Source organism: Anaerotruncus rubiinfantis (assembly GCF_900078395.1).
Classification (GTDB): domain Bacteria; phylum Bacillota; class Clostridia; order Oscillospirales; family Ruminococcaceae; genus Anaerotruncus; species Anaerotruncus rubiinfantis.
In genome coordinates, this window is sequence record NZ_FKLA01000009.1 from 1,643,891 (window position 1) to 1,657,678 (window position 13,788).

The following is a 13,788-nucleotide window of genomic DNA, read 5'->3' on the forward strand; positions in this document are numbered from 1 at the left end:
TCCTATCTCTCGCGCGCGGCGGGTATGTTTTTGGCCTTCTCGACACGGCAGCGCACCTGCTTAAAGCCTGGGAAACCGGAATAGGGGTCCAGATGATCGGCAGGGATCAGCTCGTTGACATCTGCCTCAGGGTAGCCGTGATACATGTAGACCTCGCCTGGTTTCGCGGCATGGGTGAGGTTGGCGCGTACCGTGATCTGCCCGCATGAGGTGGAGAGCACGATCCAGTCGTCCTGCGCGATACCCGATTCCCGCGCGGTTTCGGGGTTCAGATCGGCGGCGGGATCGGGACGCAGGCTGCGCGGCCAGGTGAGGCTGTGCAGTCTGGAGTGTACCGCGTTGGGAAGCCGCGCACCGGTGATGAGGGTGCAGGGGAACTGCTTCGGATCGGCGCCGTCGTAGCTGTCGTGGTAGGTGGGCAGTGGATTCAGATCGGGGTAATCTTTCGAAATTTCCTCGATGATGGCCGATTTGAGCTCAAGTTTGCCGGTTTTGGTTTCAAAACCGTTTTTTGTGTAGGTTCCGGGAATATAGGGCTTAAATTCCTTCATCCGCAGCGGCAGGGGGGCCTCCATCAGTTCGTCGAGGGAGACGCTGAGCGGCTCGATGAGGTATTCCATAGTCGCGCGCAGGCCGCTCTTCATGAGATCGTCGTCGATGTCGAGATACTGTGCGAGCTCGCACATGATCTGGGTGTCCGACTTCGACTCGTAGAGCGGCTCAATGGCGGGCTTGGTGCAGGTGAGGAAGCCGCCGGGGTAGCCCTTGAGCTCGCTGCGCTCCATCGAAGTGCAGGCGGGCAGCAGGATATCGGCGTGCTTTGTGAATTCGGTGGTCACGAGATCGATGGCCACAATGAAGTCAAGCTTGTCGACCGCCTTGAGGAATTTGCTCGGCTGGGGCCACATCCGATGGTTCAGCCCGAAACCGACCAGCGCTTTGAGCGGATAGGGAGTGCAGGTTTCGATCTGGCGGGGCAGGTCCATCGCCTGGCATTCGCCGGCGAGCGCCTCCCAGACGGGGAACCGGCGCGCGCCGATGGCTTCGCGGCAGTTTTTTGGCTCCTTGTCGTGGATGAAGTGCGCTTCGTTGGTGGGAAAGCCACAGTCGGTATAGGCGAGCGAGGTGTGGATGGGCAGCATCCCGCCCTTGCGGTCGATATTGCCGCAGATGGCCTGCAGCGCAACCAGGGCGCGGTAGTTGTTGTAGCCGTTGATGTGATGGGTGACGGCGGCGGCCGAGGTGTAGGAGGCGGCGGGGCCGCCTGTGGCATAGAGGCGGGCCGCTTTTTCAAGCAGGTCGGCCGGGACACCGGTGATGGCCGCGGTGCGCTCCGGGGTGAATTCGGCGGCATAGGAGGCGTATTCCTCAAAACCGTAGGTGTGCGCGCGCACATATTCCTTGTCGTACCATCCCCGCTGGATGATGAGGTTCGCGAGCCCAAGGGCGAGCGCGCCGTCGGTACCGGGCTTCAGCTGCAGGTGGATGTCGGCAAGCTTGCGGGAGGTCTCAGTCACACGCGGGTCGACAATGATGATCTTGCCGCCCCGCTCCTTAAATTCCATCAGCTCGCGCCCCTGAATATGCAGGTTGATGAGGGTGTTGCAGGCCCAGCCCAGAAAGACGCTGGCATTTCGCATGTCGGGCCGGTAGTTGCGCCCGGTCACGGTCATCCAGGCCATCTGGGTCGCCTTGAAGCAGCAGGAGCTTTCGGTGCCGTAATTGCGGCTGCCAAAGGAATAGGTGAGCCGGTGCAGCCAGGTGCGGTACCATTTGGTGTAACCGGTGTACCAGCATACAGCCTCTGGGCCGGAGGTGCGTTTAATGGCGTTGAGCCTGTCGCCGATCTCCCGGTAGGCCTCCTCCCAGGAGATCGGTTCAAATTCGCCGCTGCCACGGGGGCCGGTGCGGCGCATGGGGGTGCGGATGCGGTTCTCCTGGTAGACGAACTGCCGGTTGCTGGCCCCCTTGGTGCAGAGTTTCCCATTGCTGCCGGGAAAGCCCTCGGTGCCTTCGATTTTGATAATCTTGCCATCCTTGACATAGACGTCCAGCCCGCAGTGGGACCCGGGCGTACAGATGTCGCAGATGCTTTTATGGACCTCCACGCCGGTTTCGGCGCAGGGGATTTTCGCTTTGCTCAGCGCTTCCAGTTTGCTATTCATGGTCCTCCCCCTCTATCTGACTGATATACGACTCCGGCAGCCCTCTGCCGCGCAAATAGGCGCGCTGCATCGGGGTCAGGGCCGGGGATTCGCCGGTGAGCTGGCGGAGCATCAAGCTCTTGAGCACCCCGCTGATGTTGCCGCAGTCGAGCAGGTTGGCGCAGCAGATCTTGCCGTCCGCAAGGACAACCTCAAGGTACATCCCGTCCTTTTCGTAGACGAGATGTTTGCCCTGGATGCGGTTGTCGCCCAGCCCTACGAATTCCATCCCCATGAAGTGGGTGATGTTGTGGATGATGTTCCCGGCATAATCGGCGTGACCGCCCGCGCAGACGGTGCCGGCGGTGCGTCCCTGGCAGCCCGCGTTCGCCCAAAGCCCGATGATCTGGGTCTGGCCGGACTGCAGATTGTTGCCCTCGCAGCAATCTCCGGCCGCATAGATTCCCTCGGCCGAGGTGCGCATCCGGGTATCCACCACAATTCCGCGGTTGACGGCAACGCCGGAATCCGGGGCGGATACGATCCCGGTGTTCGCCCGGGTGCCGATGCAAAGGGAGATGACGTCGGCGGGCAGCAGCTCGCCGGTGGCAATGCGCACCCCTTCGGGTTCGATCGCCTCGACCCCCGCGTTCCAGCGAAAGTCGAGCCCCATCTCGCGCAGCCGCGCCTCCATCCGGCGGGAAAGCGGTTCCATCGCGGCCAGTGGGAAAAGGCGTGGCGCCGCGTCGACGACCGTCGTCGCGACAGCGCGTTCGTAGAGAAGCTGCGCGACCTTGATTCCCACCATCGAGGCGCCCACCACCACGCCGGTTTTGATGGGATTGGCATCGAGGTAGTCTCGCAGATCCTCCGCGTCCTGCAGGGTGCGCATCAGGAAAACGCGCCGGTCCGGCAGGCCGGGGATCGGCGGGGCGAAGGCCCGCGCTCCGGTCGCAATTACGATTCCGTCGAAGGATGGCTGCTCGCTGTTTGAGAGGAGAAGCGCCCGCTCCCTGCCGCGCACCGCCTCGACGGTGACGCCGGTGTGCAGCGCGAGGGAGAGATCCCTGGAAATCTGTTCGAGCGGTCCGAAGACGAAGCTCTGCTCCCTCGGGATTTTTCCGGACGCATAGTAGGTGCTCAGCATGGGGTTAAACGGGGGTTCGCAAAGTGTCTCAAAGACGTGGATCTGCGCGCCGGCGTCCTGCCGGCGAATGGCTTCGGCGGCATGATAGCCCGCACAGCCAAACCCGACGACAGCATAGTTTTTCAAGTTTGTTCCCTCCAGCCGCCCCGCAAGGGCGTTTGATCGGTTTTAGTCCATTCGGATGATCTGACCGGCATTCACTTTGACGGCCTTATCATAGATCAGCTTGCCCACCGCGACATCCAGAGCGCCCATCCCGAAGTGGGTGTAAACGATGATTTCCCGATCGTTCTCGCGGGCGGGGGCTTTTTGGGTAAGGATTTCTCCCATGTCCGCGTAGACCGGGGCCTCGCCGAGCTGATACTGGACGAGGGAGGGGTTTTTGATGATCTGCATCGTGTCGTCCTTGCGGGAGCCGAGTACCCATTTATCGGCCTTGAAGGCGCATTGCGGATCGAGGTCGAAGAAGCTGTAGAGCCCGATTACGGTACAGCCCGCGGGCAGGTCCTCGAAGTGGATGAGCGGCTTGCGGCAGGTGGTGGCCAGAATGAGGATGTCGCATTCCCTGGCCGCTTCCTTTGCATCGGTGAAGCAGGAAATCTCGGCGCGATCGGAATGGGCGGCCTGAAACTTTTCCATCACCGCTTCATTTTTGTCGCAGAGGCGCAGCTTCACGATGTCCGGAAAGGCCTGCAGGAAGGATTCGGCGGCGAGCCGCCCCTCTTCGCCGCAGCCGACGATCGCAAGGGTCGCGGAACCGGATTTTGCAAGATATTTCGCCGCCACGACCGCGTGGCCGCCGCCGGTGCGCATGGCGGTGATCTCGCTCGCCTCGATCATGCAGTAAGGCTGGCCGTTTTCGGTATCGCTCAGGATCAGCAGGTTGCCCCCGCAGGAGGGATAGCCGGGAAGCTGTTCCTTCATCATGTTGGTCCATTTGACGCCTGCGGTGCGTAGATATTTGAGGTTCGCGGCCATCGCCATAATGAAATTCGAACGCTGTTCGTTTAAAAACATCGGCTCTTTGATCGGGTGAAAGACATTTCCCGCCGCGTTCTGGCGGAAGGTCTCCTCGACCGCCTCGACCACCTCGGCGCAGGTAATGAGCTTTCTCGCCTCAGTTCCGGTGATGACGCGCATATCCAGATGGTATTCCATAGATTTGTCCCTCTTTCTGATGGAGTCTCGCCGGGCTCAGACGCCGCGGCCTTTCTTCGCAAGAAATTCGCTGGCCACCTGGCCGGAGGCAATTCCCCAGTTTTCGAGCGGCGGTTCGTGCAGTACAATCTTAAGCCCCGCGGTGCTCTGGCCAGCAGCGCGAATCCCGTCGGCGACCGCGCGGTAGAGCGCCCGCTTCTGGTCGAGGGTGCGTCCGGGGAAAATGTCGATCTCGACAATAAGGTAGTCGAGCGGATCAAGCCCTTCTGGGAAGGAGACGCAGTCGGTCTCGAAGAGAGCGACCGCGCAGTTGCTCTGTTTCCCCATCTGCTCGGTGAATGTGCGGGCCACCGCCGCCACAAGCTGCCGCTTCTGACCGGCGGTCTTTTGCCGCGCCGAAAAAATTTTAATACTGGGCATCGAACCCCTCCTGTCATTTGGTGAAAAGGCTTCCGGCTTTGAGGTCCTCGGTCCTGCCCATCATCCGCATCAGCTTCCAGAGGGTGGCTTGGTTGCTGGTGACGACCGACCGGCCGAAATCGCTCTCGAGCCCGCGGATGTAGTCGATCACCCGGAAGCCGGCGCAGCTCACGAAGATGCCTTCGCATGCGGGGGTGAAGGCATCGCGCACCGCGCTGTAGATCCGGTCAAAGGGGACCTGCGCCACAAGGTTCATCTGGACGATGCCCAGTCCCTTGCAGGAAAGAACGTCATAACCGCTGTCTCGCATAAACCGGATTTCGATCTCGTTGACCGCGTCGGGATAGGGGGTGACCATTGCCATTTTGCGGATGCCGAGGGTTGTGAGCGCCTCGGTGACGGCGGTGGTCGTGGTGGTGACAGGCAGGCCGCAGGAGCGCTCGAGCCGTTCGATGATCTCGCGGTCGTACCCAGCCCCGCGGATGAAGCTGCCGGAGGTGCAGTTGAGCGCGATGACCTGCGCGCCGCGTTCAGCGAGCCGCACCGCCGCTCCGTCGGCTTCGTCAGCGAAGCGGCTGAGCACCTCGACGTCGATCTTGGCGAGCGGGATGCGTTCGGCAAGGATGGTGACGTCGTCCGGCTTGTATTTTCCCATCTCGTTTTCGGGGTTTTTGACCCCGCCGCCGGGACAGATTAGCCCGACGGACAGCGGTTGTCCCATCATCTTGGCACCTTCCTCACTGGCGGGCGAAGAGGTGGCAGATTGTGGAGAGGTCTCCGCAATCCTCAAGCTTTTCGATGGCGCTGATCGCCGCGTCCTGCTGCGCGGGGGTGAGGACGCTTGCGCTTTGGATGCGGAAGCGGCTGCCGAGTTCCTCCCAGGACATCATCTGCTGCGGGTGGCCCGGATGGGTGTCCATCTGCTCCTCGTAGACCTTGCCGTTCTTGGTCTTGATGGTCATCGTCTTCATCGGATAGGAGCCGTTTTGCCAGATGATGAAGCTGCCGCCAAGCGTATGCTGCTCGCTTGGGCCGCTCTTGACCCGCTGCGCCAGCGCAAGGACCTTCGGGTCCTTCATATTTTCGGCCGAGTACCACTGTGCGCCGGGGGTGCGGTCGTAGAGCATTGCGGCGATGCAGAACGGGATGCTGAACTGCGCCTGGGTCAGCGAGGTGTAGCCCTCGGGGCGGATGGCCATGCGCAGCTGGGTTGGCGGGTCGAGGATGATCTCGTCGATGTCTTCGGGCGAGATACCGTACTTTTCTGTCATCACATAGGCGAGCTCGACGGCGGTCTGATTCCACATGTTGGCTGGCCAGTGCTTGAGCAGGGTGTCGAGAATGAGGTAGCGCTCGCCCAGTTCTTTGGTGTACCACTCGGGCCGGTGGTCGGGGGTCATATGTACCGCATAGGCTTTGGGATCGTCGAAGCAGTCCTGGTAGTTCTCGACGCCGCTTTTGGCGGTGAGCGCAAGTTCGATGCCGTCCCGGGCCCTGAAGCCGTGCAGGTAGTGGTAGGCGTCAGACATGGTGGTGTGATGCAGGCAGCCGCAGATGGTGCTGGCGGCGGTGCCGAAGCCGAGCGCTTGGTTGGCGCGCTCAAGGTCCAGGTCGAAGAGCTTGATGGCCGGGACCAGCGCAGCGAAGATCTGCCAGCTGGTCAGCCCCCAGCCGTTGCCGGCGGCCTGTCCCTTGGGATTCTGGATTGCCATGGCAATGCGCTGGTAGACCTCATAGCCGGCGACGACGGCGGTGATGAAATCCTTGCCGGATTTCTTCTGCCCCTCACAGCAAGCCCATGCAGACGGGATCACGCCGGCCGACGGATGGCCGGTCCAGGAACAATCCTCCCAATCGAGCATGTCGGTGATTGCGCCGTTGACGAAAGCCGCGTTCGCCATACTCAGGCGCGTGCCGCTGATCCAGGCGGTCGCGGTGCCCTGTTCGCCGCCGTTAAACTGCCTGCCAAGTTCGATGGCACGGCCGGACATGGGGACTCCGTTGGCGGCCAGCGCCGCGGCGATCGCATGCAGGGCGATCTTCTTGGCGCGGTCGACCACCTCGGCGGGAAGCTGGTCGTACTTGAGGTCGAGGATGTACTGCGCGAGGGTGTCGGTGTAGTTGGTGGTGATTTTGTTGATGCTGAACTTCATCTGAACTCCTCCGATTCTTTCTGATGCAAAATCGCTTGGTAAGATTACTACACCCTAAATATCAGCAAGAAACGTGCCAGTTCTTTTCAGACGCGCCGCACAATCCCGTTCGCCCCAAATATGCGGACAGGCGGCGCAAAAGCCTGTCTTGACGGGCGTCAGGTGCCGCAAAATGAAATGTGCAGAAAACGGAATGATCCCATTAAAGGGATTCAAATCCCATTTAAAAGGGAACAAAAAGGGACCGCGCACCCCATTCTACGAAGTGCGCGGCCCCAAAACCGGACCGTGGGATAAGAGAAGATTATTTTGCATCGAGCAGCCGCTCGTAAAGCGCACGCGTGTTGACGTTGGTGAGCACCCGGTCGTCGAAGGGGGTCTGCGCGAGCGGGACATACCGCACACAGAGCTTTTCGAGGAACCGCATCACGCTGCGCTCCCCGGCGGCGAGCTGTTCCGCGAGCATTTCCCGCGTTCCAACGGCGTAAACGGCCGTCAGTGGGTGGGGACGGCCGTCCCGCGTGACCGGGACCACCGCGTCATATCCCTCCCGCAGCCCGCAGAGGTACAGCAGGAACGCACGGGTGACACAGGGGGTGTCGCAGGGGCAGACTGCGAGGTAGGCAGCCTTCGCGTGCCGCATCGCGGTGCAGAGCCCGCCGAGCGGACCTGTCCCGGGGAATTCGTCGGGCAAAGGAAGGAAGTTGCCGCAGTCCTCGTACCGACCGATGCGGTCGACCGAGAGATATTTCTCGGGGAAGGGCGAGAGCGCTTCCATCGCGTGAACAAGCAGGCTGCGTCCCCCGAGCAAAAGCAGCGCCTTGTTTTCGCCCATCCGGCGGCTTTGGCCGCCGGCCAGAAGCAGTGCGGCAACCCCGTTGGGAGCGGGGAAAGGGACGGTACCAGCAGCGGGGAGGCAGAGCAGCTCCACGAGGCAGAGGGCTGCGGTGAGATCCGCGTCGCACCCGTTAGTCAGGGAGATTTCCATCGCGAGCAGCTCTTCCCGGCTGCTGCAGGAAATGGGATCGCCCGCCCCATCCACCACCCGCCAGACAGGGCCGGCAGGGCTGTTCAGCGAAACGGGGACAAGCATCCCTCCCGCCGCATATTCGGGCGCACAAATCTGCAGCGCGCGCAAAAGCGCGGCGCCCTGCAGGAGTTCCGCCTGTTCCAGTCCGCATTCTTCCCGCAGCTCCCACAGGATATCCCCGGCACAGCGGGAAGTGAGCAGTTGCCACAGATTCATGAGGGTTCCTCCTCCTGATTTTGCTTCCAGTGCAGGATGATTTTTACAAGTCCCGGCAGGTCGTCGAGCGCCAGCACCGGGACGGTCGGATGGGTGAGCGGCAGGTCGGTCGCGATGGCGAGCAGCGTCGCAGGGTCGCAGACCGGTCTGACTGAAATGCCCGCGCGCACCACCTCGATCTTTGGCAGTGGGGAGCTTTTTCCTCCTTCGAGGATCAGAAAATCGCAGTCGGGCGCGAACGCGCAGATTTCCGAAAAGGAGAGCTCCTCCCGGTCGCGCACCATCAACAGTTTCGCATGGGAATAGATAATGGTACTGACAGCACCCGCCTGCTTGTGACGGTAGCTGTCGGTCCCGGGCAGGTCGGCGGAGAAATCGTGTCCGTCGTGCTTGATGGTCGCGACCCGAAATCCCGCTTCGGTGAGCGCTCGGACCAGCCGGACGGTGAGGGTGGTCTTGCCGGAATTTTTGACGCCGCTCACTGCGAAAAGCATGGGATGCATAAAAATTCCCCCTTAGAGCCAGACGAGCCGGACCCGGTCCCCTTGGCGCAGCCCGCCGCTTCCGGCCGGGATATCGATGAAAACGTTGCAGCCGAGCATCGATGAGATCGCGCCGGAGGAATGGTTGCCGCGCGAGACATCCACGAAGCCGTTTTTACATTGGGCGCGGATAAACCGCCGTTTGGGGCTGGGTTTTCCAAAGTCGCTCTGCATGATCCCTTCGCCGGTGCGGCAGACGAGACTTTCGTCCCGCGCGAGCCTGGAAAGCACTGGCCGCGCGAGCAGCTCGAAGGTGGCGAGCGCCGCGAACGGATTGCCAGAGAGGCAGAGCAGAGGCTTATTGTCCGCGATCGCACCGAGCATCGGCATCCCCGGCTTCATCAATAGTCTCCAGAAGAGTGTTTCAGCCCCTAGCAGCTGCAGAACTTCGTGCATGATGTCCTTTTTGCCGACCGAGACGCCGCCGGTGGTCAGTACGAGATCGGCTTCGGGCAGCGCCTCAGCGATGACGCGCGCCGCGGACGCGGATTCGTCCCGGCAGGCGGGCAGCACCTTGGGCGAGAACCCGAGTTCCTGTAGCCGCGTCTCCAAAAGATAGCGGTTGGCGTTGTAGATTTGGCCAGGACCCGCCTGTTCACCCGGCTCGATCAGCTCGCTGCCGGTGTTGAGCAGCAGAATGCGCGGCGGCGTGTAAACGCGCGTACGGGTGAACCCGAGCGATGCGAGCACCCCGATTGAAACGTAGGAAAGTTTTTCGCCGCGCCGCAGCAGCAACGTCCCCTTTTTTACATCTTCCCCCTGAAAGCAGAAGTTGTCGTGATGCCGGGCCGGATGGAAAATCCGTACAAAAGGCATGCCGTCGTCGGTATCCTCTTGGCGGATGACACAGTCGCAGCCTGCGGGAATTGCCGCGCCGGTCATAATGTTGACCGCTTCGCCCGCGCCCACATGTCCGGCAAAATAATCCCCGGCGCATTCGGTTCCGATCACCCGCAGTTTGGCAGGAGCCTCGGACGTGGCTGCCGCAACGTCGGCGGAACGCACGGCGTAACCGTCGAGCGGGGAGCGGTCAAAGGGAGGCAGATCCATCGGGGAAAAGACATCCTCCGCGAGAATCCGTCCGCGCGTCCGCTCGAGCGGCAGCTCCTCCACCCGTTCGATGGGCTGGGTCCGTTCCAGCAGGAGGCGAACCCCCTCCTCCAATTCCACACCGATGCGCATCCGCACATGCTCCTTTCTCTGGTTCTTTCCGCTGTATTTTTGATAAAACCGGCCGATATTTGTGTTCATTATGTCACAGACTCTCCAAAATATCAACTCCTTTTTAAAAACTGCAAGTGCGGCTGCAAATTTTCGAGGGGATAAGGATTTCAGAAACCTGCAAATTCCCATAGATGATGTGGTCACGATTTCAGATGCTTTCATAGAGCGTTTGGGTGATGGCGTGGCTGGCTTCGTGTGGATTTCTTTCATGCTTGGTCTGGGCATAACAGAGATTGTAAGGACTTTCCAGAAAGGAACGAAAGTCGAGCTCCGCCGGCAGAATTACGGAGGATGCGAGGAGCTCTTGGAGAGTTATTATACAATCTTAGCGGCTAAACGGGAACGGAATTTGTGAAAACAGCTTGCCAGTTTCGGAAAATAATGGTACAATGAGGACAAGTCTAATACGAATAGTATAAATATTTTCCAGCCCGTACTACAAGGGGGAATTGTACGAATGAAATGCCCATACTGCGGTTATGTGGAAAGTAAAGTTGTCGATTCGCGTCCCACCGATGAATCCGAGCGGATCCGCCGCCGACGGGAATGCCTCAAATGTGAACGGCGTTTTACAACTTATGAAATCATCGAAACAACGCCATTGGTCGTTATCAAAAAGGACAAATCGCGCGAGTCTTTCGATGCGGGCAAGCTGCTTGCGGGAATGGTGCGCGCCTGCGAAAAACGCCCGGTTTCGCTGGCGGTGTTGGAGCAGGCGGTGGGCGACATCGAGATGGTTCTGCACAACTCCCTGGAAAAAGAGGTCCCTTCCTATAAAATCGGGGAGCTTGCGATGGAAAAGTTGCGGGAGATCGACGAGGTGGCCTATGTGCGTTTCGCCTCAGTCTACCGGCAGTTTAAGGACATCGATTCGTTTATGAAGGAATTGCAGGCGATACTGGAAGCCCGTACGGGCGCACAAAAGGATAAAAACGTAGATTAAAAGCATAATATAAAAGGCCCGCTGCCAATGGCAGCGGGCCTTTTTTGCAGTCAGAAGATATTTCTGAAATTTGGTACTTCAGAATCATAGACATGGTCGATAAGCTCCTGGAGCCTGGCCACCTCGGCGGCCAGCTCACCGTAGTCCTCATATCGGGCGAGCGCGGGAAGGCGCGCCGTTGTGCTGTCGATCGCGTCGAGCGCTTCATGGTGGATATACCGCAGGAGCAGCTTTTCATTTTCCTGCCACTGGGACTGGAACTGTTCGGCCAAATGGATGATCCGAGCATTGCTTCCCTCCTCAATAGCGGCGGAAAGATCGGACAGGGAGGCTTCCATCTCATCGGTGATGCGCATCAAATGGAAAAGCCCGGCCGCGCTGACCCCAATGATCAGCGCAATGATGCAAAGCGCAATCCACAGCCGCTTCATTCGTCCGCCTCCTTTTTCTTATTCGGCGCTTCTTCCACCGGCACGATCAGATAATCCGCCTGGCGGTTGCAGGTCATAAGGAAGATATCCTTGGTATTGTAGCCGTTTTCGGTGACGGTTTTTTCGAGCCATTCATATTTCAGATTGCAGTATTTGAGCCCGCTGTCGATCACCACGCCGTCGCTGATGAGTACGACCGGAGGTGCGTCGTCTGCGGGCTGGCCCTGCAGGTTCAGCATCTTGGCGGTCACCGTCTGCGCGTCGAATTTCTGATAGACGGAAAGTTTTCCGGTTGTTTCAACGATGGCAAAAGCCACGTCACGGATATCGAAGATATTGTTCCCGCGGAGCTGCTCCATCATATCGTCGATGGTGAAACGCAGCTCCTTAAGTTCCTGCTGGTCGATTTTTCCGTCCCGGATGATGACGCGGGGCGTCCCGGAGATGAAGCGGCGCGCCTTGCGGAATTTCAATGTGATGGCGGAGATGACCACATCGAAGGAGACGAGCGTCAGGATGGGGATGATGCCTCCGATGAGCGGGACGTTGGCGTCCTCAATGGCCATCGTCGCAATGTTTGAAACGAGGATGGTGACCACCAGTTCGGACGGCTGCAGCTGACCAAGCTGGCGTTTTCCCATCAGGCGCAGGCTGACGATGATGAGCGCATAAATAATGAGCACCCGGATAAAGACGATCAACATAAAGGTAGCAGACCTCCCAATCTTAAGTCATACAAAAAATAGTGTGACCCGCCGGTACGCGGATATTCCGGCGGATGGATTGGCAATAATAATGTAAACAGCGACTTTCTATGATTGTGAGGACTGCAGATGTTTCAGAAATGGAAAAACCTGTTTGCGCCACCGCAGGCATATATTCCGCCGCAGGCAAACGATGCGCTCGAGAAAAAGCTGGAATCCAGCCTGCTCGAGAGGTTGATCGACGTGCGCGCGATGTTCCCGGATTCGGGTGATCTTGTCATCCATGAGCTCGAGGTGTGCGGCGTGCCGTGCGCAATGCTGATGTGCGAAGGCATGGTTTCAACCGCGACCTTTTCCAAAATCTTTGCCCTGCCGCTGACCACCGTAAAGCTGGAAAACCCGTCGCCGCAGGCGGTTTTTGAATGGGTGCGCCGCCAGTCGCTGATGGCGCCCGACCAGAAGGAAATCCATACCTATGCCGAACTGTTCCGGTTTATGATGTCCGGCTTTGTCGTGCTGCTCATTGACGGGATCGAAGCCGGTTCGGTTTTCGGCATTCAGGGCTTTTCCGGCCGCTCGGTGGGCGAGCCGACGAGCGAGGTCAATGTGCGCGGCAGCCAGGAGGGCTTCATCGAGATGCTGCGCCCAAACATGTCGCTTTTGCGGCGCAGGATCAAATCGCCCGACCTCATTTTCGACATGTTCGAACTCGGCACCAAAAGCCGTACCGACTGCATGCTGGTCTATCTGAAGGATATGGTTTCGCCCGCGCTTTTGCGGGAGGTGAAATACCGGCTTTCCAAGGTGAAGATCGATGTGGTGCTCGAAACCGGCTATATCCAGCCGTTTTTGGACGACAAACCGCTCTCGCTTTTTTCGGGCGTCGGCTATACCGAACGGCCGGATACCCTCTGTGCGAAGGTCGCGGAGGGCAGAATCGGAATCCTGATGGATGGCACGCCCTATGCGCTTATTGTTCCATACCTCTTCAATGAGAATTTTCAGAGCGCCGACGACTATTCCCACCGGCCGTATTTCGCCACTTTCATCCGCTGGCTTAAATATGCGGCATTTTTCTTTTCGATCCTCCTGCCAGGGCTTTATGTCGGGGTCGGCACCTTCCATCCGGAGCTTCTGCCCGACACGCTGCTCATGAGCCTGGTCGCCAGCGAGGAATCAACCCCGTTCCCATTGATGATCGAAGCCCTGGTCATTTTTTTCATCTATGAGATCATGCGGGAAGCGGGGCTTCGCATGCCGCGCGCGGTCGGCCATGCGGTGAGCATTGTGGGCGCGCTGGTCATCGGGGACGCGGCCGTAACCGCGGGTATCATCGGTTCGCCGATGGTGATGGTCGTGGCAATCACTGCGATCAGCTCGTTTGTTGTGCCATCCCTTTACGAACCGGTCACCATCCTTCGCTTCGCTTTTATCCTTATTGGTGGGCTGACCGGGCTTTTTGGAATCGCGCTCGGCATGTGCGCGGTGCTGGTGAATCTGTGCGCGGTGAATCCGCTTGGCGTGCCTGCCACAGCGCCCGCCACACCGTTTTCACTCTATTCGATGCGGGATGTGCTCTTTCGTTGGAGCTGGCGGACACTTGCCAGGGAGGATCTGCGCGTACAGGACCTGGCCGGGAGCGACATCCGGGATGACAAGGCAAAGGAGGAATAGTA

The 13,788-nt window shown here is 59.5% G+C and carries 13 protein-coding genes; 2 read left to right on the plus strand and 11 right to left on the minus strand.

Translation table 11 applies throughout. From position 1 onward, the window contains the following. Positions 1 to 2: 2 nt before the first annotated feature. The 9 genes from BN4275_RS13350 to BN4275_RS13390 form a co-directional block, all read right to left on the minus strand. Entirely contained in the window at positions 3 to 2,165 is a 2,163-nt protein-coding gene (locus BN4275_RS13350; RefSeq protein WP_066459139.1) for a molybdopterin-containing oxidoreductase family protein, read from the minus strand. Then, positions 2,158 to 3,417 (minus strand): NAD(P)/FAD-dependent oxidoreductase, encoded by a 1,260-nt coding sequence (locus BN4275_RS13355; protein ID WP_066459141.1) that lies wholly within the window; start codon positions 3,415 to 3,417, stop codon positions 2,158 to 2,160. The genes BN4275_RS13350 and BN4275_RS13355 overlap by 8 nt, the downstream gene beginning before the upstream one ends. A gap of 42 nt (positions 3,418 to 3,459) precedes the next feature. Next, positions 3,460 to 4,449 carry a hypothetical protein gene (locus BN4275_RS13360; RefSeq protein ID WP_066459143.1) on the minus strand — a complete coding sequence of 330 codons (990 nt, stop codon included), beginning with the start codon at positions 4,447 to 4,449 and terminating at the stop codon, positions 3,460 to 3,462. A 36-nt stretch (positions 4,450 to 4,485) separates the two neighbouring features. After that, on the minus strand, positions 4,486 to 4,869 hold the full coding sequence (locus tag BN4275_RS13365) for a tautomerase family protein (RefSeq protein ID WP_066459145.1): 384 nt from the start codon (positions 4,867 to 4,869) through the stop codon (positions 4,486 to 4,488). A gap of 13 nt (positions 4,870 to 4,882) precedes the next feature. Then, positions 4,883 to 5,593: a maleate cis-trans isomerase family protein gene (locus tag BN4275_RS13370; protein WP_066459147.1), complete on the minus strand. Its 711-nt coding sequence runs from the start codon at positions 5,591 to 5,593 to the stop codon at positions 4,883 to 4,885. A 13-nt stretch (positions 5,594 to 5,606) separates the two neighbouring features. Beyond that, positions 5,607 to 7,022 (minus strand): MmgE/PrpD family protein, encoded by a 1,416-nt coding sequence (locus BN4275_RS13375; protein WP_066459149.1) that lies wholly within the window; start codon positions 7,020 to 7,022, stop codon positions 5,607 to 5,609. Positions 7,023 to 7,326: 304 nt separating this feature from the next. Beyond that, positions 7,327 to 8,268 carry a molybdenum cofactor guanylyltransferase gene (locus tag BN4275_RS13380; protein WP_066459151.1) on the minus strand — a complete coding sequence of 314 codons (942 nt, stop codon included), beginning with the start codon at positions 8,266 to 8,268 and terminating at the stop codon, positions 7,327 to 7,329. Next, on the minus strand, positions 8,265 to 8,771 hold the full coding sequence (gene mobB, locus BN4275_RS13385) for a molybdopterin-guanine dinucleotide biosynthesis protein B (RefSeq protein ID WP_066459153.1): 507 nt from the start codon (positions 8,769 to 8,771) through the stop codon (positions 8,265 to 8,267). The genes BN4275_RS13380 and mobB overlap by 4 nt, the downstream gene beginning before the upstream one ends. Positions 8,772 to 8,783: 12 nt before the next feature. After that, the gene (locus tag BN4275_RS13390; protein WP_202614992.1) at positions 8,784 to 10,061 is read right to left on the minus strand and encodes a molybdopterin molybdotransferase MoeA; all 1,278 of its coding nucleotides are present in this window, start codon (positions 10,059 to 10,061) and stop codon (positions 8,784 to 8,786) included. A 430-nt stretch (positions 10,062 to 10,491) separates the two neighbouring features. Between BN4275_RS13390 and nrdR the strand changes: the two genes are divergently transcribed. Further along, positions 10,492 to 10,977: a transcriptional regulator NrdR gene (gene nrdR / locus BN4275_RS13400; protein WP_066459157.1), complete on the plus strand. Its 486-nt coding sequence runs from the start codon at positions 10,492 to 10,494 to the stop codon at positions 10,975 to 10,977. Positions 10,978 to 11,027: 50 nt separating this feature from the next. Here the strand turns inward: nrdR and BN4275_RS13405 are convergent, their stop codons facing one another. Together BN4275_RS13405 and BN4275_RS13410 are read right to left on the minus strand one after the other, a co-directional pair. Continuing rightward, on the minus strand, positions 11,028 to 11,408 hold the full coding sequence (locus tag BN4275_RS13405; protein ID WP_066459159.1) for a DUF4363 family protein: 381 nt from the start codon (positions 11,406 to 11,408) through the stop codon (positions 11,028 to 11,030). Then, complete coding sequence (locus tag BN4275_RS13410) at positions 11,405 to 12,112, minus strand: DUF421 domain-containing protein (protein ID WP_066459161.1); 708 nt, start codon at positions 12,110 to 12,112, stop codon at positions 11,405 to 11,407. Before BN4275_RS13410 ends, BN4275_RS13405 begins: the two co-directional genes overlap by 4 nt. A gap of 129 nt (positions 12,113 to 12,241) precedes the next feature. Between BN4275_RS13410 and BN4275_RS13415 the strand changes: the two genes are divergently transcribed. After that, a complete protein-coding gene (locus tag BN4275_RS13415) occupies positions 12,242 to 13,786 on the plus strand; it encodes a spore germination protein (RefSeq protein WP_066459163.1) in 1,545 nt (514 codons plus the stop codon). Positions 13,787 to 13,788: the final 2 nt, after the last annotated feature.

What these genes read in the sequence shown, in the direction of transcription:
- nrdR (WP_066459157.1), top strand. Translation starts at nt 10,492, where the DNA reads ATGAAATGCCCATACTGCGGTTATGTGGAAAGTAAAGTTGTCGATTCG.
- BN4275_RS13375 (WP_066459149.1), bottom strand. Translation starts at nt 7,022, where the DNA reads ATGAAGTTCAGCATCAACAAAATCACCACCAACTACACCGACACCCTC.
- BN4275_RS13350 (WP_066459139.1), bottom strand. Translation starts at nt 2,165, where the DNA reads ATGAATAGCAAACTGGAAGCGCTGAGCAAAGCGAAAATCCCCTGCGCC.
- BN4275_RS13410 (WP_066459161.1), bottom strand. Translation starts at nt 12,112, where the DNA reads ATGTTGATCGTCTTTATCCGGGTGCTCATTATTTATGCGCTCATCATC.
- BN4275_RS13415 (WP_066459163.1), top strand. Translation starts at nt 12,242, where the DNA reads ATGTTTCAGAAATGGAAAAACCTGTTTGCGCCACCGCAGGCATATATT.
- BN4275_RS13370 (WP_066459147.1), bottom strand. Translation starts at nt 5,593, where the DNA reads ATGATGGGACAACCGCTGTCCGTCGGGCTAATCTGTCCCGGCGGCGGG.
- BN4275_RS13405 (WP_066459159.1), bottom strand. Translation starts at nt 11,408, where the DNA reads ATGAAGCGGCTGTGGATTGCGCTTTGCATCATTGCGCTGATCATTGGG.
- BN4275_RS13380 (WP_066459151.1), bottom strand. Translation starts at nt 8,268, where the DNA reads ATGAATCTGTGGCAACTGCTCACTTCCCGCTGTGCCGGGGATATCCTG.
- BN4275_RS13390 (WP_202614992.1), bottom strand. Translation starts at nt 10,061, where the DNA reads ATGAACACAAATATCGGCCGGTTTTATCAAAAATACAGCGGAAAGAAC.
- BN4275_RS13360 (WP_066459143.1), bottom strand. Translation starts at nt 4,449, where the DNA reads ATGGAATACCATCTGGATATGCGCGTCATCACCGGAACTGAGGCGAGA.
- mobB (WP_066459153.1), bottom strand. Translation starts at nt 8,771, where the DNA reads ATGCATCCCATGCTTTTCGCAGTGAGCGGCGTCAAAAATTCCGGCAAG.
- BN4275_RS13365 (WP_066459145.1), bottom strand. Translation starts at nt 4,869, where the DNA reads ATGCCCAGTATTAAAATTTTTTCGGCGCGGCAAAAGACCGCCGGTCAG.